At 67.1% G+C, this 20,793-nt stretch carries 18 protein-coding genes; 9 read left to right on the forward strand and 9 right to left on the reverse strand.

What is annotated here, in order from left to right:
* Positions 1 to 40 precede the first annotated feature (40 nt).
* The 3 genes from AC1RJ9_RS16825 to AC1RJ9_RS16835 all read left to right on the forward strand — a co-directional run bounded on the left by AC1RJ9_RS16825 (position 41) and on the right by AC1RJ9_RS16835 (position 2,475).
* A complete protein-coding gene (locus AC1RJ9_RS16825; protein ID WP_492838037.1) occupies positions 41 to 1,249 on the forward strand; it encodes a glycoside hydrolase family 88/105 protein in 1,209 nt (402 codons plus the stop codon).
* Positions 1,250 to 1,280: 31 nt separating this feature from the next.
* On the forward strand, positions 1,281 to 2,036 hold the full coding sequence (locus AC1RJ9_RS16830) for a FadR/GntR family transcriptional regulator (protein ID WP_492838038.1): 756 nt from the start codon (positions 1,281 to 1,283) through the stop codon (positions 2,034 to 2,036).
* Positions 2,037 to 2,148: 112 nt separating this feature from the next.
* Positions 2,149 to 2,475 (forward strand): DUF8776 family protein, encoded by a 327-nt coding sequence (locus tag AC1RJ9_RS16835; protein WP_492838039.1) that lies wholly within the window; start codon positions 2,149 to 2,151, stop codon positions 2,473 to 2,475.
* Between the two features lie 37 nt (positions 2,476 to 2,512).
* Here the strand turns inward: AC1RJ9_RS16835 and AC1RJ9_RS16840 are convergent, their stop codons facing one another.
* The 7 genes from AC1RJ9_RS16840 to rhmD form a co-directional block, all read right to left on the reverse strand.
* Complete coding sequence (locus AC1RJ9_RS16840; protein ID WP_492838040.1) at positions 2,513 to 2,938, reverse strand: VOC family protein; 426 nt, start codon at positions 2,936 to 2,938, stop codon at positions 2,513 to 2,515.
* A gap of 85 nt (positions 2,939 to 3,023) precedes the next feature.
* Entirely contained in the window at positions 3,024 to 4,118 is a 1,095-nt protein-coding gene (gene rhaT / locus AC1RJ9_RS16845) for an L-rhamnose/proton symporter RhaT (RefSeq protein ID WP_492838042.1), read from the reverse strand.
* Positions 4,119 to 4,153: 35 nt separating this feature from the next.
* Positions 4,154 to 4,468 (reverse strand): L-rhamnose mutarotase, encoded by a 315-nt coding sequence (locus AC1RJ9_RS16850; RefSeq protein ID WP_492838044.1) that lies wholly within the window; start codon positions 4,466 to 4,468, stop codon positions 4,154 to 4,156.
* Entirely contained in the window at positions 4,468 to 5,367 is a 900-nt protein-coding gene (locus tag AC1RJ9_RS16855; RefSeq protein ID WP_492838045.1) for an amidohydrolase family protein, read from the reverse strand. Before AC1RJ9_RS16855 ends, AC1RJ9_RS16850 begins: the two co-directional genes overlap by 1 nt.
* A gap of 47 nt (positions 5,368 to 5,414) precedes the next feature.
* The gene (locus tag AC1RJ9_RS16860) at positions 5,415 to 6,167 is read right to left on the reverse strand and encodes an SDR family NAD(P)-dependent oxidoreductase (RefSeq protein ID WP_492838046.1); all 753 of its coding nucleotides are present in this window, start codon (positions 6,165 to 6,167) and stop codon (positions 5,415 to 5,417) included.
* A complete protein-coding gene (locus AC1RJ9_RS16865) occupies positions 6,164 to 7,027 on the reverse strand; it encodes a 2,4-didehydro-3-deoxy-L-rhamnonate hydrolase (protein ID WP_492838047.1) in 864 nt (287 codons plus the stop codon). The genes AC1RJ9_RS16860 and AC1RJ9_RS16865 overlap by 4 nt, the downstream gene beginning before the upstream one ends.
* A gap of 21 nt (positions 7,028 to 7,048) precedes the next feature.
* The gene (gene rhmD / locus AC1RJ9_RS16870; protein WP_492838048.1) at positions 7,049 to 8,227 is read right to left on the reverse strand and encodes an L-rhamnonate dehydratase; all 1,179 of its coding nucleotides are present in this window, start codon (positions 8,225 to 8,227) and stop codon (positions 7,049 to 7,051) included.
* A gap of 161 nt (positions 8,228 to 8,388) precedes the next feature.
* On the opposite strand from rhmD, the gene AC1RJ9_RS16875 reads away from it, so the two are divergent.
* The 4 genes from AC1RJ9_RS16875 to AC1RJ9_RS16890 are packed head-to-tail and all read left to right on the forward strand — an operon-like array spanning position 8,389 to position 13,427.
* Positions 8,389 to 9,192, forward strand: coding sequence for an IclR family transcriptional regulator (locus AC1RJ9_RS16875; RefSeq protein ID WP_492838050.1), 804 nt, complete (start codon positions 8,389 to 8,391; stop codon positions 9,190 to 9,192).
* 32 nt (positions 9,193 to 9,224) lie between these two features.
* Positions 9,225 to 9,986, forward strand: coding sequence for an L-rhamnose 1-dehydrogenase Lra1 (gene lra1 / locus AC1RJ9_RS16880; protein WP_492838051.1), 762 nt, complete (start codon positions 9,225 to 9,227; stop codon positions 9,984 to 9,986).
* 2 nt (positions 9,987 to 9,988) lie between these two features.
* Complete coding sequence (gene lldD, locus AC1RJ9_RS16885; protein WP_492838052.1) at positions 9,989 to 11,122, forward strand: FMN-dependent L-lactate dehydrogenase LldD; 1,134 nt, start codon at positions 9,989 to 9,991, stop codon at positions 11,120 to 11,122.
* A 34-nt stretch (positions 11,123 to 11,156) separates the two neighbouring features.
* Complete coding sequence (locus AC1RJ9_RS16890; protein ID WP_492838053.1) at positions 11,157 to 13,427, forward strand: hypothetical protein; 2,271 nt, start codon at positions 11,157 to 11,159, stop codon at positions 13,425 to 13,427.
* Between the two features lie 154 nt (positions 13,428 to 13,581).
* Here AC1RJ9_RS16890 and AC1RJ9_RS16895 read toward each other — a convergent pair whose 3' ends face one another.
* The gene (locus tag AC1RJ9_RS16895) at positions 13,582 to 15,024 is read right to left on the reverse strand and encodes a pectate lyase (RefSeq protein WP_492881655.1); all 1,443 of its coding nucleotides are present in this window, start codon (positions 15,022 to 15,024) and stop codon (positions 13,582 to 13,584) included.
* Between the two features lie 173 nt (positions 15,025 to 15,197).
* Here AC1RJ9_RS16895 and AC1RJ9_RS16900 point away from each other — a divergent pair, with 173 nt between their 5' ends.
* Both AC1RJ9_RS16900 and AC1RJ9_RS16905 read left to right on the forward strand, forming a co-directional pair.
* Positions 15,198 to 17,909, forward strand: a complete 2,712-nt coding sequence (locus AC1RJ9_RS16900; RefSeq protein WP_492838055.1) for a TonB-dependent receptor — start codon at positions 15,198 to 15,200, stop codon at positions 17,907 to 17,909.
* A gap of 83 nt (positions 17,910 to 17,992) precedes the next feature.
* Complete coding sequence (locus AC1RJ9_RS16905) at positions 17,993 to 19,330, forward strand: oligogalacturonate lyase family protein (protein ID WP_492838057.1); 1,338 nt, start codon at positions 17,993 to 17,995, stop codon at positions 19,328 to 19,330.
* Positions 19,331 to 19,431: 101 nt separating this feature from the next.
* On the opposite strand, the gene AC1RJ9_RS16910 is transcribed toward AC1RJ9_RS16905, so the two are convergent.
* Entirely contained in the window at positions 19,432 to 20,793 is a 1,362-nt protein-coding gene (locus tag AC1RJ9_RS16910; protein ID WP_492838058.1) for a glycoside hydrolase family 28 protein, read from the reverse strand.

Genomic DNA, 20,793 nt, shown 5'->3' on the forward strand with positions numbered 1-20,793 from the left:
AGACGAAACGCATAAGAGCAAGACGGGAGGAAACGCATCCATGACCCTCAAGACGCTTCTGAAGGCAGTCGCGGCCGCCGCGATCCTGGCCGGCGGCGCGGCGCCGACCATTGCCGCGCCCCGAGCGGCTGGGAAGGCCGCCGTCGTCAGCGTCCCGGCCTCGTCGGTCGACGCGGCCGGCCGCAAGGTGGCGGCCTGGCAACTGGCCCACATGGACAACTTCGACTACGTGCCGGTCACGGCGTTCCGAAAGGACACCGAGGCGCCCCGCGACTGGATCCAGGCGGCCTTCTATATCGGCCTCTACACCTTCGCCGACGCGACCCAGGATCCGTATCTGACCACCGCGATCCTCAAGCACGGCGAGGCCGAGCAGTGGGGCTTCGACCACCGTCCGCGCCACGCCGACGCCGACGCCACCGGCGCGGTCTGGGTCTGGGCCGCTGGCCGCACCAAGGACCAGAGCAAGCTGACGCCGATCCGCGCCCGCTTCGACGCGGTGCTGGCCGACCCGTCCAACGTGTCGCTGGATTTCGAGCCGAAGCCGGCCAAGGGCGACCCCTATTGCCAAGCCCGCTGGTGCTGGAGCGACGCCATCTTCATGGCTCCGCCGGCCTGGGTCAGCCTCTCCAAGGTCACCGGCGACAAGCGCTACCTGGAGCACGCCGACAGCGAGTTCTGGGCGACGACCGACTATCTCTACGATAAGACCGACCACCTCTATTTCCGCGACAGCCGCTTCATCAACCGGCGCAGTGACGCGGGCGCGAAGATCTTCTGGGGGCGCGGCAACGGCTGGGCCTATGCGGGTATCGCCCGGATCCTGCAGGACCTGCCGGCGGGCCACCCGAGCCGCCCGAAGTACGAGGCGATCTTCAAGCAGATGTCGGCCAAGATCGTGACTCTGCAGGGCGCGGACGGCTACTGGCCCGTCTCCCTGCTGGAGCCGCAGAAGACACCGGAGACCAGCGGCACGGGCTTCTTTGTCTACGGCCTGGCCTGGGGCGTGAACCACGGCCTTCTGCCGCGCGCCAAGTACGGCCCGGCGATCGACAGGGGCTGGAAGGCGCTGGACGCGGCGATCGAGCCGGACGGCCGCCTGGGCTGGGTGCAGCGCGTCGGCGTCGCGCCCGACCAGGTGGGCCGCGATGACACCCAACTCTACGGCGTCGGCGCGTTCCTGCTGTCGGCCAGCGAAGTTCGCAAGCTGGCGCAAGGCTCCGCTTCCAAAGGTCAGACCTCGCGTTAAGATGGACCCGCTCCATTCTAAGCGAGGTTTGATGCGCGCGGCGCAGGATCCCCAGAAGCTCTACCAGCAGGTGGCCCGCTCGATCGCGGCCTCGATCGCGGAGGGACGCTATGTTCCGGGCGACCGTCTGCCATCCGAGCGGGGACTGGCCGACTCGTTCGGCGTCAGCCGGCCGACGATCCGCGACGCGATGATCGCCTTGGAGTTCCAAGGGCTGGTCGAGGCGCGGCAGGGCTCCGGCGTCTACGTCACCGCCCAGGTCAAGCCCGAGGAGGACGCCACCGAGGCCGAGGTCAGCGCTCTGGAGCTGACCGAGGCCCGCCGACTGTTCGAGGGGGAAGCCTGCGCCCTGGCCGCCGCCGCCGTCAATGACGAGCAGATCTCTGGGCTGGAGCGGATCGCCCGCGACCTGGACGCCCTGGCAGCAACGGAGGATGGCGAGCGGCTGGAGCACGACTTCCACCTGGCGGTGGCCCACGCCACCCGCAACGCCGCCATCGTCGCGGCGGTCGAGGAGATCTGGACGCTGCGCCGGCAGTTTCCCGACTGCTCCGGTCAGTTGCGCCGCGTGCGGCTGGCTGATCCGAGAAGCTTCGCCGAGGATCACCACCGCATCGTCGCCGCCTTGCGCGACCGCGATCCCAAGGAAGCGCGGCGGGTGATCCACGATCACCTGAACCGCACGGTCGAGGCTCTCCTGTCGATGGCGGAGCGCGACGCGCTGGAGCGGACCCGCCGCGAGATGGCCGAACGCCGAGACGAATTGTTGCGTCGGACCACCATCTGACGTTGTTTCCGACGGTCGCTGTCCTGCCGCGATAATTCGCCGCACAAATCAAGGGCTTGCCGTCACGGGGCGGCGCGTGCTCACGTCCCCTTAAGGGAATCAGGGGGTACTGATGTCGGATAAACTCGCGCCTGCGAGCGTTGAAACGGTGCTGAAGGCGATCTCGACCGAGATGTCGATCGCCGCGGTGGCGTGCGGACATCTGGACGTCGCCCTCGGCAAGATCCTGGAAGTCGTTCCGGACGAGCATCGCTTGTCGGTGATGCAGGAACTGCACACGGTCGACCTGCTGGCTCAGCACATCACGGCCATCACCGACTTCACCGGCAATCTGTCGCAGCAGCACGGCCAGGGCGTTCTCGAGGTCAACGACTCGCTCAACGCCATCACCCTGGGCGACGTCGCCACCCGCCTGCGCGCCTCGATCTCGGCCGAGTAGGGTTCGCGGCGGGCGACCGTCGTATCAGGCCGCTATATCAAGGTTGCGCCGGGATGGTGTTGATCATCCACGGGATGCCGAACTTGTCGGTGAAGCTGCCATAGCCCGGCGACCAGAAGGTCGCGGCGAAATCCATGCCGACCTTGCCGCCTTCCGAGAGCGCGTCGAACACGCGGCGCGCCTCGGCGGGATCGTCCGTATGATAGGTGACGTCGAAGCCGTTCTTGGGCTTGTCGATGTTCGGGGCGAACTCGGGCGGCATGTCCGCGCCCATGATCGCCTGGTCGCCGACCTCCAGCCAGGCGTGCATCAGCCAGTCCTTGTACTGAGGATCGACCGGCATGTCGGGCGGGCCGTCGCCGAACGGGTAGGCGGCGGTGACCTTGCCGCCCAGGACCTGGGCGTAGAAATCGAACGCCTGGCGGCATTCGCCCTTGAAGCTGAGGCTGGTGACGATCTTCACGGTAGTCTCCTCGCTGTGTCCTGGGCGCTAGGACGGCCCTTTGTGGCCAACCCTAGCGCAAGACCATGACGGGAGACAGACAGGCTTACGCGGCCCCGATCTTGTTGCCGTAGCCGATGACGATGGTCGCCAGGATCAGCAGGGCGATGCCGCCCCAGACCGTGGCCTTCACGCCCGGGCGGGCGTCCTTCCACTCGCGCAGGGCAAAGCCCCAGACGGTGCCGAAGATGATGATCGAGGCCATGTGCAGGGTCCAGCTTGAGAAGCCGAACTTGCCCATCTGGCTCTCGCCCATCGTGTAGAAGAAGAACTGGAAGTACCAGGCCGTGCCCGCGAGAGCGCAGAGCAGGTAGTTGGCCAGTAGTGGCGGCCTGGCTTCGCCAGACTCTTTGGAAGCGGTCTCTTCGGACGGCGCCGCGCCGCCCAACCACTGGCCGGCGCTCTTGTTGCGGACGATCAGGAAGCCGCACCAGACGCCGTTGGTCAGCAGGCCGCCGAACATGACGAGGCACAGCACCGGCAGGCCGGTCCACAGCGGGCCGGTGCCAGCCGCGGCCGACAGCGCCTTGATCGGCTCGCCAGCCGCCAGACCGAAAGCGAAGCAGGCCGACATGATCCCCGAGAAGATCGCCACGGCGACGCCCTTCTTGAAGTCGAATTCGGCGATGACGGCCTTCTTGGCGTCCTCGGAGAGGGCGGCGTCCTTGCGCGCGCCCGCCAGGGCCACGACGACGATGCCGGCCAGGGTGATGACGAGGCCCAGCAGGATGATCCGGCCCGAGGCGTTGTTCAGCAGCTTCTCGGCGAAGTCGCCCTGGACGATCGGCGGGATCAGCGTCCCGAACACCGTGCAGAGACCCAGGACGACGGCCATGCCCAGCGACAGGCCAAGGTAGCGCATCGTCAGGCCGTAGGTCAGGCCGCCGAAGCCCCAGAGCACGCCGAACAGGACGCAGAGGCCGGCGATATTGCCCGGCACCTGGCTCATCACGCCCATCAGGTCGCGGGTCTGGATCGCCGCGAAGAACCACGGGGCCAGCAGCCAGGAGAAGATGCCCCCGGTCAGCCAGAAGATCTCCCACGACCAGCGGCGCACGCCGCGATAGGGCACGTAGAAGCTGGCCGAGGCCAGGCCGCCCAGCCAGTGGAACAGCACGCCGAGCAGCGGATTGGGCGTCATGGTCTTCTCCCGTTCTTGTCTTCGTTATGGGCGGGTCAGGCGAGGTGGAACAGGGTGGCCAGCGGAACGCTGACCGGCGATTTGTCCGGATTGACTTCCATCAGCGGCGCCATGGCTTCCCACCAGCGCCGCATCACCGGATGGGCGGGCAGGTCGTCGAGTCTCTCGGGCGTGGCGCACCACATCACGGCGAACAGGGCGTTCGTCTCGGGATCGTGGTGGATCGAATAGTCGGAGATCCCACAGCTTTTCAGCAACGCCTCGAGCTCCGGCCACAGGGCGTCGTGCCGGCGGCGGTACTCGTCCAGCCGGCCGGGTTTCAGCCGCATGCGGGCGGCGATCTTGCGCATCAAAGGTCCAGGCCCAGGCGGTAGAGGCGGTTGGTGTTGCGGCCGAACAGGTCGCGGCGTTCGTCCTCGCTGAAGCCGGCGGTGATGGCGGCATAGGCGGTCAGGTGCCTGTCCAGGCTGCCGAACAGCTTGTCGGTCGGTACGTCGCTGGCGAACATGCAGCGATCGGTCCCGAAGATCTCGATGGCTTCGAGAATGAGGGGCTGGATCTGCTCTTCCGTCCACTGACGGTGGACGAAGCCGAAGCCCGACAGCTTGGTCGAGACATGGGGTAGGGCGGCCAGGGCCTTCATGCCCTCGCGCCATTCGGTTTTGTCGGCGTCCACGGGCATGCCGGCGTGGTTGATCATCACCAGCGTGTCGGGATGGCCGGCGAACAGGTCGACCAGGCCCAGCATCTGCCCGGGATAGCACTGAAGGTCGAAGGACAGGCCGTACTTGGAAAGCAGGCCAAAGCCCGCGCGCCAGGCCGGATCGCCGGTTACGTCGCGCGCTGTGTAGGTGCGCTTGGTGTCGGCGTGCCAGTTGACGATGTGGCGGACGCCCCGAACGCTGCGATGGGCGGCGTGAGCCTCCAGCAGCCCCTCGACATCCGGCGCGTCCAGGGCGGCGAAGGCGACGAGGCCGCTAGGCAGGCCGCGCTCGTCCGACAGCGCCTGCAACCAGCGGGTCTCGTCCAGCGCCGAGGCGCCTTCCGCGCCCGCGTCCACATGCACCGCCCCGACGACGTTCCAGGCCTTGGCGTCGGCCAGGTAGTCGTCGAGCAGATAGTTACGCGCGATCGCCTCGACGCTGCCGTTCGGACCGTTGTCGTCGAACGGCGGCGTCAGCCAGGGATAGCGGATGCGCTCCAGGTCCCACAGGTGGATGTGCGCATCGACGAAGGGCAGGGCGCCCATGGGTGTCCTCTCCTAACTCGCGCCCGGCGTTCCGGGTCGCGCGGCGATCAGAAGGTGGTCCGGCCGCCGGAGGTGTCGAAGGTCGCGGCGGTCGTGAAGCTGCACTCCTCGCTGGCCATGAAGCAGACCATGGCCGCGCTCTCGTGGATCTCGCCCAACCGGCCCATCGGGATCTTGCCGCGCATGTAGTCGACCTGGCTCTTGGGCAACTGCTCCAGGATCGGGCTTTCGAAGGTGGCGGGGGTGAGGGCGTTGGCGAGCACGCCCTTGGTGGCCAGCTCCTTGCCCAGCGACTTGGTCAGGCCGATCACCCCGGCCTTCGACGCCGAATAGGCGCTGGCGTTGGGATTGCCTTCCTTGCCGGCCACGGAGGCGACATTGACGATCCGGCCATAGCCGCCCGCCAGCATGAACGGAACCACTTCGCGGCAGCAGTAGAACAGGCCGTTCAGGTTGATGTCGATCACCCGCTTCCAGCTGTCGAGCGGGTACTCATGCACCGGCGCCGTGGCCCCGGTGATCCCAGCCGAGGCGACCAGGATGTCGATCTTGCCCAGGGCCGCGTCGGCGGCTTTGGCGGCGGCCGCGACGGCGGCCTGGTCGGAGACATCCAGGGCCGCGATGTGCGAGGCGCCCACCTCGGCGGCGGCGTCCTTCAGGCTTTCGGCGTCCAGGTCCCAAAGGGCGACCTTGCCGCCCTCGGCGACGATGCGGGCGGCGACGGCCTTGCCCAGGCCCGAGGCACCGCCGGTGATGACGGCGGTGCGGCCCGCGAAACGATTGGCGTAGGGAGCGCTCACGCGACGCCTTCCTGGGTCCAGGCCACGACGGTTTGCTGTTGTTCGCCCAGCTTCTCGATGCCCAGGCGCATGACGTCGCCGGCCTTCAGGTAGATAGGCTCGGGCTTCTGGCCCATGCCGACGCCGGGCGGGGTGCCGGTGGTGATCAGGTCGCCCGGCTCCAGCGTCATGAACTCGCTGATGTACGAGACCAGCTTGCTGATCGGGAAGATCATGGTCTTGGACGAGCCGTCCTGCTTGCGCTGGCCGTTCACGTCCAGCCACATGCCGAGGTCCTGCGGGTCGCCGACCTCGTCCGAGGTGACCATCCACGGGCCGACCGGGCCGAAGGTGTCGCAACCCTTGCCCTTGTCCCAGGTGCCGCCGCGCTCGATCTGGAAGGCGCGCTCGGAGACGTCGTTGATCAGGACGTAGCCGGCCACGTAGTCCAGGGCCTCGGCTTCCGAGACATAGCGGGCGCGCGTGCCGATCACGACGCCAAGCTCGACTTCCCAGTCGGTCTTCAGCGAGCCCTTGGGGATCATCACCGGATCGTTCGGGCCGGTCAGGCAACTGACGGCCTTGGTGAACAACACGGGCTCTTCCGGGATCGGCAGGTTCGACTCGGCGGCGTGGTCGGCGAAGTTCAGGCCCACGGCGATGAACTTGCTGACGCCGTTGACCGGCACGCCGTAACGGGGCGAGCTCTCGACGATCGGCAGCGAGGCCGGGTCGATGGCGGCCAGGGCTTTCAGGCTGGCCGGCGACAGCTGGGCGCCGGTGATGTCGGCGACATGGCCCGACAGGTCGCGGATCTGGCCCTCGGCGTCGAGCAGACCAGGTTTTTCGGCGCCCTTGGGGCCGTAGCGAAGCAGTTTCATGGGTCTACGCTTTCGAGAGGATCAGCGGGCGTAAGGACGGTGCAAGCCGACCTCGCGATTGAGTTCGACGCCGAAGCCGGGCGCGTCGGAGAGCTTGAGCTTGCCGTTCACCGGCACGGGCTCGCCGATCAGTTGAGGGTGGAACATCGGGACCACCTCGTCGGCCTTCGGGGCCATCATCAGGAACTCGGCGAACGGGCTGTTATGGCGCGTGATGACGAAGTGGTAGCTGTAGACGCTGGAGCCATGCGGGATGCAGAGCACGCCGCGGCTGTCGGCCAGGTTCGAGATCTTGATGATCTCGGTCATGCCGCCGCACCAGCCCACGTCGGGCTGGATGATGTCGCAGCACTCCATCTCCAGCAGCATGCGGAAGCCCCAGCGGGTGGCTTCGTGCTCGCCGGTGGTGACCAGCATGCCCTTGGGGGCGTTCTTCTTCAGGTCGCGATAGCCCCAATAGTCGTCGGGGCTCAGGGCTTCCTCGATCCACTTCAGGCCATATTCGTGGGCCTTGTGGGCCAGCTTGGTGGCGTAGTTGAGGTCCAGCGCCATCCAGCAGTCGAACATCAGCCAGAAGTCCTCGCCGCAGCGCTCGCGCATCGTCGCCAGCTCTTCGAGGTTCTTGCGCAGCCCTTCCTCGCCCTCGGCCGGGCCGTGGTGCAGGGGCATCTTGCCGCCGATGAAGCCCATCTGCTTGGCCAGGTCGGGGCGCGCGCCCGTGGCGTAGAAGGTCAGCTCGTCGCGGACCTTTCCGCCCAGCAGAGCGTAGACCGGCTCCTGGCGCAGCTTGCCCAGCAGGTCCCACAGCGCCAGGTCGACGCCGGACAGGGCGTTCACGACCAGGCCCTTGCGGCCGTAGTACTGGGTGGAGAAGTACATCTGGTCCCAGATCTTCTCGACCTCGGTCGGATCGCGGCCTTCCAGGAAGCGGGCCAGATGCTTCTCGACGATGTATGCCGCCGGCTCGCCGCCGGTGGTCACCGCGAAGCCGATCGTGCCGTCGGCGGCCTCGATCTCCACGACCAGCGTGCCCAGCACGTTGATGCCGAAACTCTGGCGGCTCTGGCGATATTCGGGGTAGCGCGACATCGGCGTGGCGATGTGATCGTCGATCCAGTGGCCGTCACCCTGGTCGTGATAGTCGGCCCCGCCGCCCCGAACGACATAGGCCCGCACGGCGCGGATCTTCGGAAAACTCATCGGCGTCGACTCCCCGAGGCAGGCTCTGATTTCGCCCGAATGCACGCTAGTCCCATATTTCGGGAACGCTCTGGCTATTCACGGCCGTGATCTGCAAACTGACGTCCAAAATGAAGGTCCGAAGGAGTGGACTTTCACAATGTGAGAGGTATGTCTAGAGAATGGAACAAGAGGCGTCAATCAAGCGCGGCGATGCGGATGGGGACGGAAAGCCGTCGGGCAGCCAGACCCTTCTGCGCGGCCTGGACGTGATCGAGGCTGTCGCCAACGGCCCGATCGCCCTCACCGAACTGGCCGAGACGCTGGGCCTGACCCGCAGCACCACCCACCGCCTGGCGGCCGCCCTGGTCGATCGGCGGATGCTGACCTTCCGTCCGCGCGAGGGCTATGCGCTGGGGCCGAAGCTGCTGGAGCTGGGCTATGCCGCTCGCGAGCAGATGCACCTGCCGCAGGTCGCCCGTCCGCACCTGGAGCAACTGTCCAACGCCACCAGCGACACCGTCCACCTGGGCGTGCTGGAAGGCGACCTGGCCCTCTATCTGGACAAGGTGCCGGGCCGCCGACGGGTCGAGATCGGTTCGCGCATCGGCGAGCGCCAGCCGCTGTCGTCGACGGGCCTGGGCAAGGCGCTGATCCTTGATCTGGGCGAAGAGCGCTGGAAGCAACTGTTCACGGCCGAGACCGGTCCGCGCGCGCTCGGCCTGCCGGTCTGGCTGGAGCGGATGCGCGGCTACGCCGCCGCCGGCCGCGCCTTCGACCTTGAGGAAAACGAAGACCAGATCCGCTGCGTCGCCGCGCCCATCCGGGGCGTCGACGGCCAGACGGTGGGCGCCATCAGCCTCTCCAGCGCCGCCCAGTACATGGACGACGCCCGGATGGAGGCGCTGTCGGACGACGTCCGCAACACCGCCGACGCCATCAGCCGCGAGCTGGGCTGGAGCGAGCGGTCCGCGCGCAAGAAGTAACGAGTAACGGGCCAGCCCCGGGAAGGAAGCCTATGCTGTTGAAGGACAAGGTCGTGCTGGTCACCGGCGCCTCTGGGGGCATCGGCAAGGCCGCGGCCATCGGCTGCGCCCAGCACGGGGCGGACGTCGCGATCAATTACCACTCGGACGAGGCGGGCGCGGCGGACGCGGTGCGCGAGATCGAGGCCTTGGGCCGTCGCGCGATCGCCGTGAAGGGCGACGTGGCCGAGGCCGCTTCCGCTCCGGCCTTCGTCCAGGCGGCGGTCGAGGCGTTCGGCAAGGTCGACGTCTTCGTCAACAACGCCGGCATCTGCCCCTTCCACACCTTCCTCGACATGCCCGCCGAGGTCATGGAGCGGACGATGAAGGTCAATCTGTTCGGCGCCTATTACATGGTCCAGGCGGCGGCCAACCAGATGGTCAAGCAGGGCCACGGCGGCGCGATCATCGCCGTCAGCTCGATCAGCGCCCTGGTCGGCGGGGGCATGCAGACGCACTACACCCCGACCAAGGCCGGCGTGAACTCGCTGATGCAGTCGACCGCCATCGCGCTGGGTCCCTACGGCATCCGCTGCAACGCGGTGCTGCCGGGTACGATCGAGACGGCGATCAACAGGGAAGATCTCGCCGACCAGAAGAAGCGCGACTACATGGCCGGCCGCATTCCGCTGGGCCGTCTTGGCGAGCCCGATGACCTGGCCGGCCCGATCGTGTTCCTGGCCTCGGACCTGGCCAAGTACGTCACCGGCGCGGCCCTGCTGGTCGACGGCGGCGCCTTCGTGAACCTGCAGTAGCGATGACCATCGTCTCCTCGACCACGGACTTCCGGGAGGCGGCGCGTCGTCGCCTGCCGCGGTTCCTGTTCGACTATATCGACGGCGGCGCCTATGCCGAGCGGACCCTGGCGCGCAACGTCGCCGACCTCGCGGACCTGTCGCTGCGCCAGCGGGTGCTGAAGGACGTCTCGCGGGTCTCGACCAAGGCCACCCTGTTCGGCGTCGAGCAGGCCATGCCGATCGCCCTGGCTCCCGTCGGCCTGACGGGCATGTACGCTCGGCGCGGCGAGTGCCAGGCCGCCCGCGCGGCCGCCAAGAAGGGCGTGCCGTTCTGCCTGTCGACCGTCGGCGTCTGCGACGTCGACGAGGTGGCCAGGGCCTCCAGCGCGCCGATCTGGTTCCAGCTCTATGTGCTGCGTGACCGGGCCTTCATGCGCGACCTGCTGACCCGCGCGGCCGGGGCCGGCGCGACGACTCTGGTGTTCACCGTCGACATGCCCGTGCCCGGCGCCCGCTATCGCGACGCCCACTCCGGCATGAGCGGCCCCAACGCCGCCGCCCGTCGGCTGATGCAGGCGGTGTTCAAGCCCGACTGGGCCTGGGACGTCGGTGTCATGGGCCGTCCCCACACTCTGGGTAACGTCGCACCGGTGTTGGGCGCGAACTCGGGGCTGGAAGATTTCATGGGCTGGCTGGGGGCGAACTTCGACCCGTCCATCCAGTGGAAGGACCTGGAGTGGATCCGCGAGCTCTGGAAGGGCCCGTTGGTCATCAAGGGCGTGCTGGATCCCGAGGACGCCAAGGCCGCCGCCGATATCGGCGCGGACGGCATCGTGGTCTCCAACCACGGCGGCCGGCAGCTGGACGGCGTGCTGTCCTCGGCCCGGGCGTTGCCGGCCATCGCCGAGGCGGTGGGCGACCGGCTGACGGTGCTGGCCGACAGCGGCGTGCGCTCGGGCCTCGATGTCGTGCGGATGCTGGCCCTGGGCGCGCATGGCGTGCTGCTGGGCCGCGCCTGGGTCTACGCCCTGGCCGCTCGAGGCGAGACTGGCGTGACCCAACTGCTCGACCTCTTCGAGAAGGAAATGCGCGTGGCCATGGCCCTGACCGGGGTCAACAGCGTGGCCGAGATCGACCGTTCGATCCTGGCCTGAGCGCCCGCGACAACAAGACGATTGGGAGTAGACGATGAAGCGCGTTCTGATGGCCGGCCTCGCGGCCGTGTGCCTCTCCACATCCGCCTTCGGCCAGCCGATCGACCGCCACGCCCTGGTCAGCCGGCATGACGTCAGGCTGACCACCGTCGATCCCAGCTCGCCGCTGATGGTCGGCAACGGCCAGATCGGCTTCACCGCCGACATCACCGGCCTGCAGACCTTCCCCGAGGCCTACAGCAAGATCGCGCCGCTGCTGACCGAGGCCCAGTGGGCCTGGCACGCCTTCCCCAATCCGAACCACTACACCTATGCCGACGGGACCGTTCCGATCGACGTGCGCGGGACGAAGCAGCCCTACGCCTACATGGCCGACTGGAACGAGGGCGAGAAGCGGCCGGCCCTGCTGTGGCTGCGCGAGAACCCGCACCGCTTCTCGCTGGGGCGCGTGGCGCTGGACCTGCGCGACACGGCGGGTAAGCCCGCCAAGTTCGAGGACCTGAAGCAGACTGAGCAGACGCTGGATCTGTGGAGCGGCGTCCTGACCAGCCGCTTCACCTATGACGGCGAGACCGTGACGGTGCGCACGCGCGTGCATCCGACGCTGGACATTATCGTGGTCGACGTGGACTCGACGCTGGTCGAGCAGGGCCGCCTGAAGCTGTCGGTGAAGTTCCCCGGCGTCTCCAAGAACCTCAATCCAGACCCGTCGGATTGGGACCATCCAGAGCTTCACACGACCAAGGTGACCGGGGAGGGCGCGACCCGCCTGGACGTCTCGCGCCAGTTGGACGAGACCCGCTACGTCGCCGCCTTGCAGGCCGACCGCGCGGTCGACTTCACCGCCGCTGGCCCGCACGCCTTCGTCGTCGCGCCCAAGGCCAAGGGGCGGACCCTGGGCCTGGAGGTCGCCTTCTCCCGAGCGGCCCTACCGAAGCAGCTGCCGACTGTCACCGTCGCCGACCAGGCCACGCGGGCGCATTGGAAGCGCTACTGGACGCAAGGCGCGGCCGTCGACTTCTCGGGCAGCACCGACCCGCGCGCCGCCGAGCTGGAGCGTCGCGTGGTGCTGTCGCAGTACCTGATGGCCCTGAACGCCGCGGGCGAGGTCCCGCCGCAGGAGGAGGGGCTGTTCTCCAACAGCTGGAACGGCAAGTTCCACCTCGAGATGCACGCCTGGCACGCGGGCCACTTCGCGCTCTGGAACAAGCCCGAATACCTTGAGCGCAGCCTGCCCTGGTATATGAGCCACCTGAAGGACGCCAAGGCCCGCGCCGCCAGCCACGGGCTGAAGGGCGCCTGGTGGCCGAAGATGGTCGGCCCCGACGGCGTCGACAGCCCCAGCAAGGTCTCGCCCTTCATCATGTGGCAGCAGCCGCATCCGATCTGGATGTCCGAGCTGATCTGGCGCGACAAGCCGACCAAGGCGACCCTGGCCAAGTACGGCCAACTGGTCTCCGAGACCGCCGACCTGCTGGCCAGCTTCCCGCACAAGGACGATAAGGGCCGCTTCATCCTGGGGCCGCCGATCATCCCGGTGCAGGAGAACTACGACCCGCTGACTACCTTCAACCCGGCGTTCGAGCTGGAATACTACCGCTGGGGCCTGGAGACGGCGCAGCAATGGCGCACCCGCGCCGGCCTGAAGCGCAAGCCCGAGTGGGCCGCGGTGATCAAAGGCCTGGCTCCGCTGGCGACCAAGGACGGTCTCTACCTGCCCGCCGAGTCCGTGCCGGACTTCTGGGACCTGGCCAAAAGCGCCGCGTGCTCCAGGCATGCCGTCGATCCCAAGTGCATGAACCGCGACCACCCCTCGTTGCTGATGGCCTACGGCCTGATCCCGGGGAAGGCTGATCCGGAGACCATGCGGCGCACGCTGCGCGCCGTGGAGACCGACTGGGACCTGCGCCAGACCTGGGGCTGGGACTATCCGATGGTCGCGATGACCGCCGCCCGTCTGGGCGAACCGGACAAGGCCGTCGACTGGCTGTTTTACGACGCCAAGAACAACAAGTTCGGCGTCTCGGGCATGACGCCGCGCGTGCACCAGGACGAACACGCCCAGGCCTTCGTGCCCACGACCGTGGTGTCGGGCGGCCAGATCGTGCCGGCGGGCGAGGCGGTCGGCCCCGACGGACCGGGCTATCGCCGCGCGGCCGAGACCTACTTCCCGTCGAACGGCTCGCTGCTGGCGGCCGTGGCGATGATGGCGGGCGGCTGGGACGGCTCGAAGGGACCGACGCCGGGCTTCCCGAAGGACGGCCAATGGACGGTGAAGGCCGAGGGCTTCAAGCCGTTGCCGTAGAAAAGCTCACCGATCTCCCGGCGAAAGCCGGGGCCCAGATCGTATGGCTATGAGGCGCATGCAAAACGCCCGCGACCCCTTCCAGGGTGCGGGCGCTCTTGCATCTGGGTCCCGGCTTTCGCCGGGAAGATCGGGTTTGAAAATAGGTCGGCTACTACTTCACCAGCCCGTTCACATATTCCTCGATGTTCGTGTAGCCGTCGCCGTCACGATCCTTGGCCGCATCAGAGGCGTCCTTCGGGTTCAGCTTGTGGGCCGTCTCCCAGGCGTCGGGCATGCCGTCGCCGTCGGTGTCCTTCGGTGAGGCGGTCGAGGAGGCTTCGAACCAGCCGCCGACCTCCTTCTGGCTGTTGATGATCTTGCCGGTGCGGTCGACCACGCTCTTGATCACGCGGGCGTCGATCGGGTCGCGCTTGCGCGAGGCGCCGGCCTTGGCCAGCACGGCCTTGTAGGCGTCGGGCGCGCTCTGGGTGACGACGGCGCCGAACGGGAAGGGCGTGTCGACCACGTGCTCGCCGGGAGCGTTGGACGAGGCCAGGACCAAGGTCTTCTGATCGGCGACCAGCTTGTCGTCCATGTAGTTGCCGGCGAAGTGGGTCAGGCCGCTCTTGTTGCGGATATAGAGGGCCAGCGGACCGCCGGTGTTGGCTCCCTGGATGTAGTAGTTGCCCACGAAGTTGGAGTGGGTGGTCGAGTTGGTGTTGAGGTCCTCGCCCGCGGCGAACTTCGAGGCGTTGTCGGGACGGCCGTAGAACGGGTCCATCGAATAGCCGCGGCTGACGCCCGGCTCCCAGTTGTAGAAGTCCGTCGTGGCGCCCTGGCCCCAGTTATAGAAGACGTTGTTGCGGAAATCCAAGGTGATGCCCTCGGCGTCGTCCTTTGCGCCGGCATAGTTGCCGATGCGGGGCATCCGCGCCTCGTGGTGGGCCCACAGATTGTGGTGGAAGCTGTACTTGGCCCCGAACGAGCCCTGGATCAGGCTGCCATAGCCGTGCTCGCCCTTCTCGTGGATCGAGTGGTTCAGGCTTTCGGCGATCAGCGACCATTGGATCGTGACATTGGTCAGGTGCTTGACGTCGGGCGTGACCTTCTGGGTGACCGACAGGCTCTCGTCGATCGACCAACCGGACGAGATGTGGTCGAGGATGATGTCAGAGCCGCCGCCCAGCGAGATCGAATCGTACTCCTTGCCGGCCACATCGCCGACGCGGACGTGCAGGTAGCGGACGATCACGTGGTTGGCGTGGATCAGGAACTGGGCGTCGCGCAGGGTGACGCCATAGCCCGGCGCCGTCTGGCCGGCGATGGTGATGTGGTCATTGGCGATCTTCAGGTCGCTCTTCAGGCGGATCACGCCGCCGACGTCGAAGACCACGATGCGGGGACCGTCGGCCTCGACGGCGGCGCGCAGGGAGCCGGGGCCTGAATCATTCAGGTTGGTGACCTTGATCACCTTGCCGCCACGGCCGCCCTCGGCGAACCGGCCAAAGCCCTCCGCGCCGGGAAACGCCAGCGGCCTCACCACTTCGGCCGCCATTGCCGAATTGGTAACTCCAGCCAGAAGGCCAGCAAAAACAAACACCTTTTGCCAGTTCATGGTCGTTTCCTCGTTTCACCTAGTTAGCCGGATGCTCTGAAACGCATCGGATTGGTAATACCAGAGTTGCAGGTTTTCGCGATATGTTGCAAGGTATGAGCAACAGTTCCACATTTTGATATTTTGTGGAGCGTCAAACGATACCGGTGTCAAACCGGTTGAGGGGAGCGAACATGACCTCGACCACATTCCGCAAACGACTGATGGCCAGCGGCGCTTTGGCCGTTTCGCTGCTCGCCGCCGCCGGCGCGCATGCTCAGGACGCCGTGGCTGCCGCGCCGCAAAGCGCCCCCGCCGCCGAAGGGGCCTCCGAGGTCGAGCAAATCGTCGTCACCGGCTACCGCTCCAGCCTGAGCAAGGCCCTGGGCGTGAAGCGCACCAGCATCGGCGCCGTCGACGCGATCCTGGCCGAGGACATCGCCGCCTTCCCGGACCAGAACCTGGCCGAAGCCATCCAGCGCCTGCCGGGCGTGACCATCGACCGCGTCGGGGGCGAAGGCCACCAGATCACCGTCCGCGGCCTGAACGCCGACTTCACCCGCGTCCGCATCAACGGCGTCGAGGCCATCGCCACGGGCGGCGGCAACCGCAGCCGCGGCTTCGATTTCAACGTCTTCGCCTCGGAGCTGTTCAACAGCATCACGGTGCGCAAGACCCAATCGGCCGACATCTCGGAAGGCTCGCTGGGCGCCACGGTCGACCTGCAGAGCGGTCGCCCGTTCGACTACAGGGGCTTCAAGGCCGCCGCCTCGGCCGAGGGCAGCCTGAACAGCATCACCGACCGCATCCTGCCGCGCGTCGCGGGTCTGCTGAGCTGGTCCAACCCCGACCAGACCTTCGGCGTCCTGGCTTCGGTGGCCTATTCGAAGCGCCAGCCGGTGGCCGAGGGGTTCAACACCACGCGCTGGCAGGGCGCCGACGCCACGGACAACTTCGCCAGTTGCTCCAAGTGCGCGTCGCCGGAAGAACTGGCCAAGGTGCAGAACGCCTTCTATCCGCGCATCCCGCGCTATACGGGCTCGCTGATCGACTCCAAGCGCCTGGGGATCACCTTCTCGACCCAGTGGCGTCCGAACTCGAAGTCGGAGCTGTCGCTGGACGTCCTCTATTCGGACCTGAACCAGTTCACCGAAAGCCCCAACCTGGAGGCGATTTCGTTCAGTCGCTCGAACGCCGCCGGCGTCGGTTCGACCATCGTCCGCGACTACGCGCTCAACGATCGCAACACCTTCACCTACGGCGTCTTCGACAAGGTCGATGTCCGTTCGGAGAATGGCGCCCAGCGCGACCACACGACCTTCACCCAGGTCACCTTCAGCGGGAAGTATGAGTTCACCGACCGCCTGCGCGGCAACATGCGCGTCGGCGTGGCCAATTCCGACTACCGCATGCCCGAGCAGATCTCGTTCCAGCTCGATCGCAACGACGTCAATGGCTACGTCTACGACGCCCGCGCCAACGACCGCACGCCGATCATCACCTACGGCTTCGACGTCGCCAATCCGGCCAATTTCACCCTGACCGAGATGCGCTCGCGCGAGAGCACGGCGCTGAACATCGTGCGCACCGTCAATGGCGCGCTGGAGTTCGACGTCGATGAGCACCTGAAGCTGCGGGGCGGCGTCGACGCCCAGCAGTACGTCGTCAAGTATCGCGACGCGAGCCGCAACCAGACCCTGACCGGCGCCAACCAGATCGTCGGCGTCGGCGCGTTCTCGAAGATCGTCTCGTTCGGCCGCGACTTCCCGTTCCCGGGCGGCGACCGCAGCTATGTGGTGGCCGACATCGACAAGGCCGTCGCCTACACAAAGCTGCTCAGCTATCCGCTGATCGTGCAGACGGGCGACACCCGTGACGTGTCCGAGGACGACCTGAGCGGCTTCGGCCAGGCGGTGGTCGACGCCACCATCTTCGGCGGCATGGCGCTGCGCTCGGACTTCGGCTTCCGCGTGGCCCACACCAAGGTGACGGCCGGCGGCTTCGTCAACACCAACACCAACTACGTCACGATGAAGAACGACTACACGGACGTTCTGCCGTCGATGAACATCACGCTGGAGCCGCGCGACAACTTCGTCCTGCGCGGCGGCATCGCCAAGGTCATGGCCCGTCCGACCCTGGGCAGCCTGACTCCGGGCGGTTCGGTCAGCGCCACGACGCGGACGGTGAACTTCGGCAACCCGGACCTGGAGCCGTTCCGCGCCACCAACTTCGACCTGGCGGCCGAATGGTATTTCGCGCCGGAATCGCTGCTGTCGGTGGCGGTCTTCTACAAAAAGATCGACAGCTTCATCGCCAGCCAGACCAGCCGCGCCGTCTACAACACGCTGGGCTTGCCGGAGAGCATCATCACCAGCGCCGGGGCCGTGGGCTCCGACATCTTCGACGTGACCCGTCCCTACAACGGCGACGGCGGCTGGCTGAAGGGCGTCGAGTTCCAGTACCAGCAGCCGTTCAACTTCCTGCCCGACTACCTGCGCGGCTTCGGCTTCATCGGCAACTTCACCTATGTCGACTCCGAGGTGAACTACGGCACCAAGGCCGCGCCGAAGTACAACACCCTGACCGGGCAGTCGAAGACCACGGCCAACGCCACGATCTATTTCGAGCGCGGCAAGTTCAGCGCCCGCACCTCGCTGGCGAAGCGGTCGAAGTTCTTGACGGCCTTCCCCGGGTCGAACGGCAACAACATGGGCGGCACCCACGGCAGCACGTATTACGACTTCTCGTCGAGCTACAAGCTGCGGGACAACCTCGTCATCACCCTGGAAGGCATCAACCTGGGCGACAAGTTCACCGACGCCTATGTCGACACCGCCAACCGGATCAGCGACTACCGTCACACTGGCCGCGAGATCCTGCTCGGCGTCCGCTGGACCTACTGACCGCTTCCTCTTTCCCGGCCTCCTCCTAGGGCCTGGGGCGGTCCTTTCCCCGCCCCAGGCCCATCTTTTTTGGAGCATTCGACGTGATCGATCGCAGAAGCATCCTGGGCCTGGCGGCGGCTGCCATGGCCACGCCGGCGCTGGCCGGGCAAACGGCCGGCGCGCCGACGCCCGCGCCGACAGCCAATCCTCCGAAAGACTGGATCGACCCCAAGACCGGCCACCGCATCGTGCGGCTGTCGGAGGAGGGGGGCAGCAAGAACCTCTATTTCCACCAGAACGGCTACACGCCGCAGGGCGACAAGCTGGCGATCACCACGCCAGCGGGCATCGCCCTGGTGGACCTCAAGACCTTCAAGCTGACGCCGCTGGCCAAGAGCAAGGACGCCGACCTGCTGTTCTTCGCCCGCGCGTCGCGGCGGCTCTACTACGCGGTCACCGCGCCGGGCGAAGGCCAGCCGGTGGACCGCGCCAAGACGATCTATGCGCTCGATATCGACAGCGGCAAGGCCAAGGTCGTGGGCAAGCTGGCCCAGGGTCAGATCGTCTCGATCAACGCCGACGAGACGCTGTTGCTGGGCGTCGTCACGTACGGCGGCAAGCCGCTGCAGCCCAACACCGCTGACGACCGCAAGCGTTTCGGCCAGGCCGAGTACGCGGCCAACGGCCCGGACGGCAAGCCGCTGTCGTTCGCCAAGGCCAAGGGCGTGCGGATGACCGAGCGCTTCGAGACGCCGACGCCGATGGAGATCTTCACGCTCGACCTGAGGACCGGCGACCGCAAGGTGGTCCACGCCTCGGACAAGTGGCTGGGCCACGCTCAGTTCTCGCCGACCGATCCCACCCTGGTGATGTTCTGCCACGAGGGGCCGTGGCACCGGGTGGACCGCATCTGGACCATTCGCACCGACGGCTCGGCCCTGACCAAGATCCACACCCGGACCATGAACTTCGAGATCGCCGGCCACGAGTTCTTCGGCGCCGACGGCAAGTGGATCTGGTACGATCTGCAGACCCCGCGCGGCCAGGTGTTCTGGATCGGCGGCTACGAGATCGCGACCGGCAAGCGCCTGTGGCGTCGGGTCGAGCAGAACGAGTGGTCGGTGCACTACAACGTCTCGCCCGACGGCACGCTGTTCGCGGGCGACGGCGGCGACGCCGACATGGTCGCCCACGCGCCGGACGGGAAGTGGATCTATGTCTTCAAGCCCGAGACCCCGCGCGACGCGGCGACTCAGTACTACACCGACGACCTGATCACGCCGGAGAAGATGGCCTCCGAGCGCCTGGTCGACATGTCGGCCCACGACTATCGCCTGGAGCCGAACCTGACCTTCACGCCAGACCAGAAGTGGATCGTCTTCACCTCGAACATGCATGGCGCGAACCATGTGTATGCGGTCGAGGTGGCCAAACATTAGAGGCTGTCATCCCGGCCAAGCGCGTAGCGCGCCGAGCCGGGACCGCCTGAAGCTCTGAGTCTCTAGCGGTCCCGGGTCTTCGCCCGGGATGACAAGAATAGCTACAGCCCGACCACGCCCGAGGACTCCACCACCTCGGGCTTCTTGCCGTCCAGGGTGTCGATCCGGCAGCGGGTGAAGCGCCAGTCCTTGGCGTCGGCGATCCTGCCGGCGGCCTGGACGTCGAGATCGAGGTCCTCGAACGCGAAGCGCTCCAACGGGGCTTCGGCGAAGGCGGCGACCTCGAAGGCGGTCTTGGCGCCGACCGACCTGATCTTGCTGACCCGCACATCGCTCAGGCGGCACAAGCCCCGTGCGCGCGGCACGGGCTGAGTCATGACCCTCCAATAGGGCGGCACGTCGGTCATGCCCGCCGGGATCTCGGCGTAGCTGTAGGACGGGTTCCAGTTCAGGTTCACGCGGAAGACGGTCGGCACGTCCTGCAGATGCATGTCGCTGATGTCGATGTTCGAAATCGTCCCACCGCGCGTGTGGGCCGACTTGAACAGGATGCCGACGGGCGTGGGATGATGCACCTTCAGGCCCGAGACCTTGATGTCGTGGAAGCCGCCCGAGGTCTCGCTGCCGAAGGTGATGCCGGCCGAGGCGTCACGGATCACGCAGTCGCGGATGACGATGTCGCGGGTCGGCCGCGCCACCCGCAGCCCGTCGGCGTCGCGGCCGGCCTTGATGCACAGGGCGTCGTCGTTGCAGGCCACGTCGACCCGTTCGACCAGCACGTCATGCGAGGAGTCGATGTCGACGCCGTCGGTCGACGGACCGCGCCCGCCTTCGTTGTTGCGGATCTCCAGGTCGGCGATGTGGATGTCGTGCGAATAGCAGACGTGCACCGTCCAGAAGCCGGCGCGGCGCAGGCGCGGCCCGGCCAGCTCGATCTCTTGGCTGTCGAAGATCTGGATCAGGCGCGGGCGCTTGCAGTCGTAGTCGGCGGCCCAGCGCAGGCCCTTGGGGTCGTACTTGCGGCGCAGGGCCCAGTAGCTGTCCCAGAACACCTTGCCGTCGCCGTCGACCGTCCCGTCGCCGACGATGCGGACGTTCTTCTGCTTGTAGACATTGATCAGCGCCGCCGGCCAGGTCAGCTCGACGCCCGCCACACGGGTGGGGATTTCCGGATAGTCAGCCAGGTTCGTCGAGCCTAGCAGCGTGACGCCCTTGTCTAGCCGCAGGGTGACGCCGGACTTTAGGAAGATGGAGCCCGTGCGGTAGACGCCGGGTTTCAGCGCGACCGTCGCGCCGGTCTTGGCGGCCTCGTCGATGGCGGCCTGGATGGCCTTGGTGTTCAGCGTCGTTCCGTCGCCGACCGCGCCGTGCGCGTTGGCCAGGATCGCCTTGCCGGCGGCCAGCGCCAGGGTGGGCGCGGAGGCGGCGACGAGGCCGAGCTGGAGGAGGGCGCGTCTCTGCAT

This window comes from Caulobacter sp. GW822-FHT07D08 (genome assembly GCF_058798735.1).

What these genes read in the sequence shown, in the direction of transcription:
- AC1RJ9_RS16825 (WP_492838037.1), top strand. Translation starts at nt 41, where the DNA reads ATGACCCTCAAGACGCTTCTGAAGGCAGTCGCGGCCGCCGCGATCCTG.
- AC1RJ9_RS16830 (WP_492838038.1), top strand. Translation starts at nt 1,281, where the DNA reads ATGCGCGCGGCGCAGGATCCCCAGAAGCTCTACCAGCAGGTGGCCCGC.
- AC1RJ9_RS16835 (WP_492838039.1), top strand. Translation starts at nt 2,149, where the DNA reads ATGTCGGATAAACTCGCGCCTGCGAGCGTTGAAACGGTGCTGAAGGCG.
- rhaT (WP_492838042.1), bottom strand. Translation starts at nt 4,118, where the DNA reads ATGACGCCCAATCCGCTGCTCGGCGTGCTGTTCCACTGGCTGGGCGGC.
- AC1RJ9_RS16850 (WP_492838044.1), bottom strand. Translation starts at nt 4,468, where the DNA reads ATGCGCAAGATCGCCGCCCGCATGCGGCTGAAACCCGGCCGGCTGGAC.
- AC1RJ9_RS16855 (WP_492838045.1), bottom strand. Translation starts at nt 5,367, where the DNA reads ATGGGCGCCCTGCCCTTCGTCGATGCGCACATCCACCTGTGGGACCTG.
- AC1RJ9_RS16865 (WP_492838047.1), bottom strand. Translation starts at nt 7,027, where the DNA reads ATGAAACTGCTTCGCTACGGCCCCAAGGGCGCCGAAAAACCTGGTCTG.
- rhmD (WP_492838048.1), bottom strand. Translation starts at nt 8,227, where the DNA reads ATGAGTTTTCCGAAGATCCGCGCCGTGCGGGCCTATGTCGTTCGGGGC.
- AC1RJ9_RS16875 (WP_492838050.1), top strand. Translation starts at nt 8,389, where the DNA reads ATGGAACAAGAGGCGTCAATCAAGCGCGGCGATGCGGATGGGGACGGA.
- lra1 (WP_492838051.1), top strand. Translation starts at nt 9,225, where the DNA reads ATGCTGTTGAAGGACAAGGTCGTGCTGGTCACCGGCGCCTCTGGGGGC.
- lldD (WP_492838052.1), top strand. Translation starts at nt 9,989, where the DNA reads ATGACCATCGTCTCCTCGACCACGGACTTCCGGGAGGCGGCGCGTCGT.
- AC1RJ9_RS16890 (WP_492838053.1), top strand. Translation starts at nt 11,157, where the DNA reads ATGAAGCGCGTTCTGATGGCCGGCCTCGCGGCCGTGTGCCTCTCCACA.
- AC1RJ9_RS16895 (WP_492881655.1), bottom strand. Translation starts at nt 15,024, where the DNA reads ATGAACTGGCAAAAGGTGTTTGTTTTTGCTGGCCTTCTGGCTGGAGTT.
- AC1RJ9_RS16900 (WP_492838055.1), top strand. Translation starts at nt 15,198, where the DNA reads ATGACCTCGACCACATTCCGCAAACGACTGATGGCCAGCGGCGCTTTG.
- AC1RJ9_RS16910 (WP_492838058.1), bottom strand. Translation starts at nt 20,793, where the DNA reads ATGCAGAGACGCGCCCTCCTCCAGCTCGGCCTCGTCGCCGCCTCCGCG.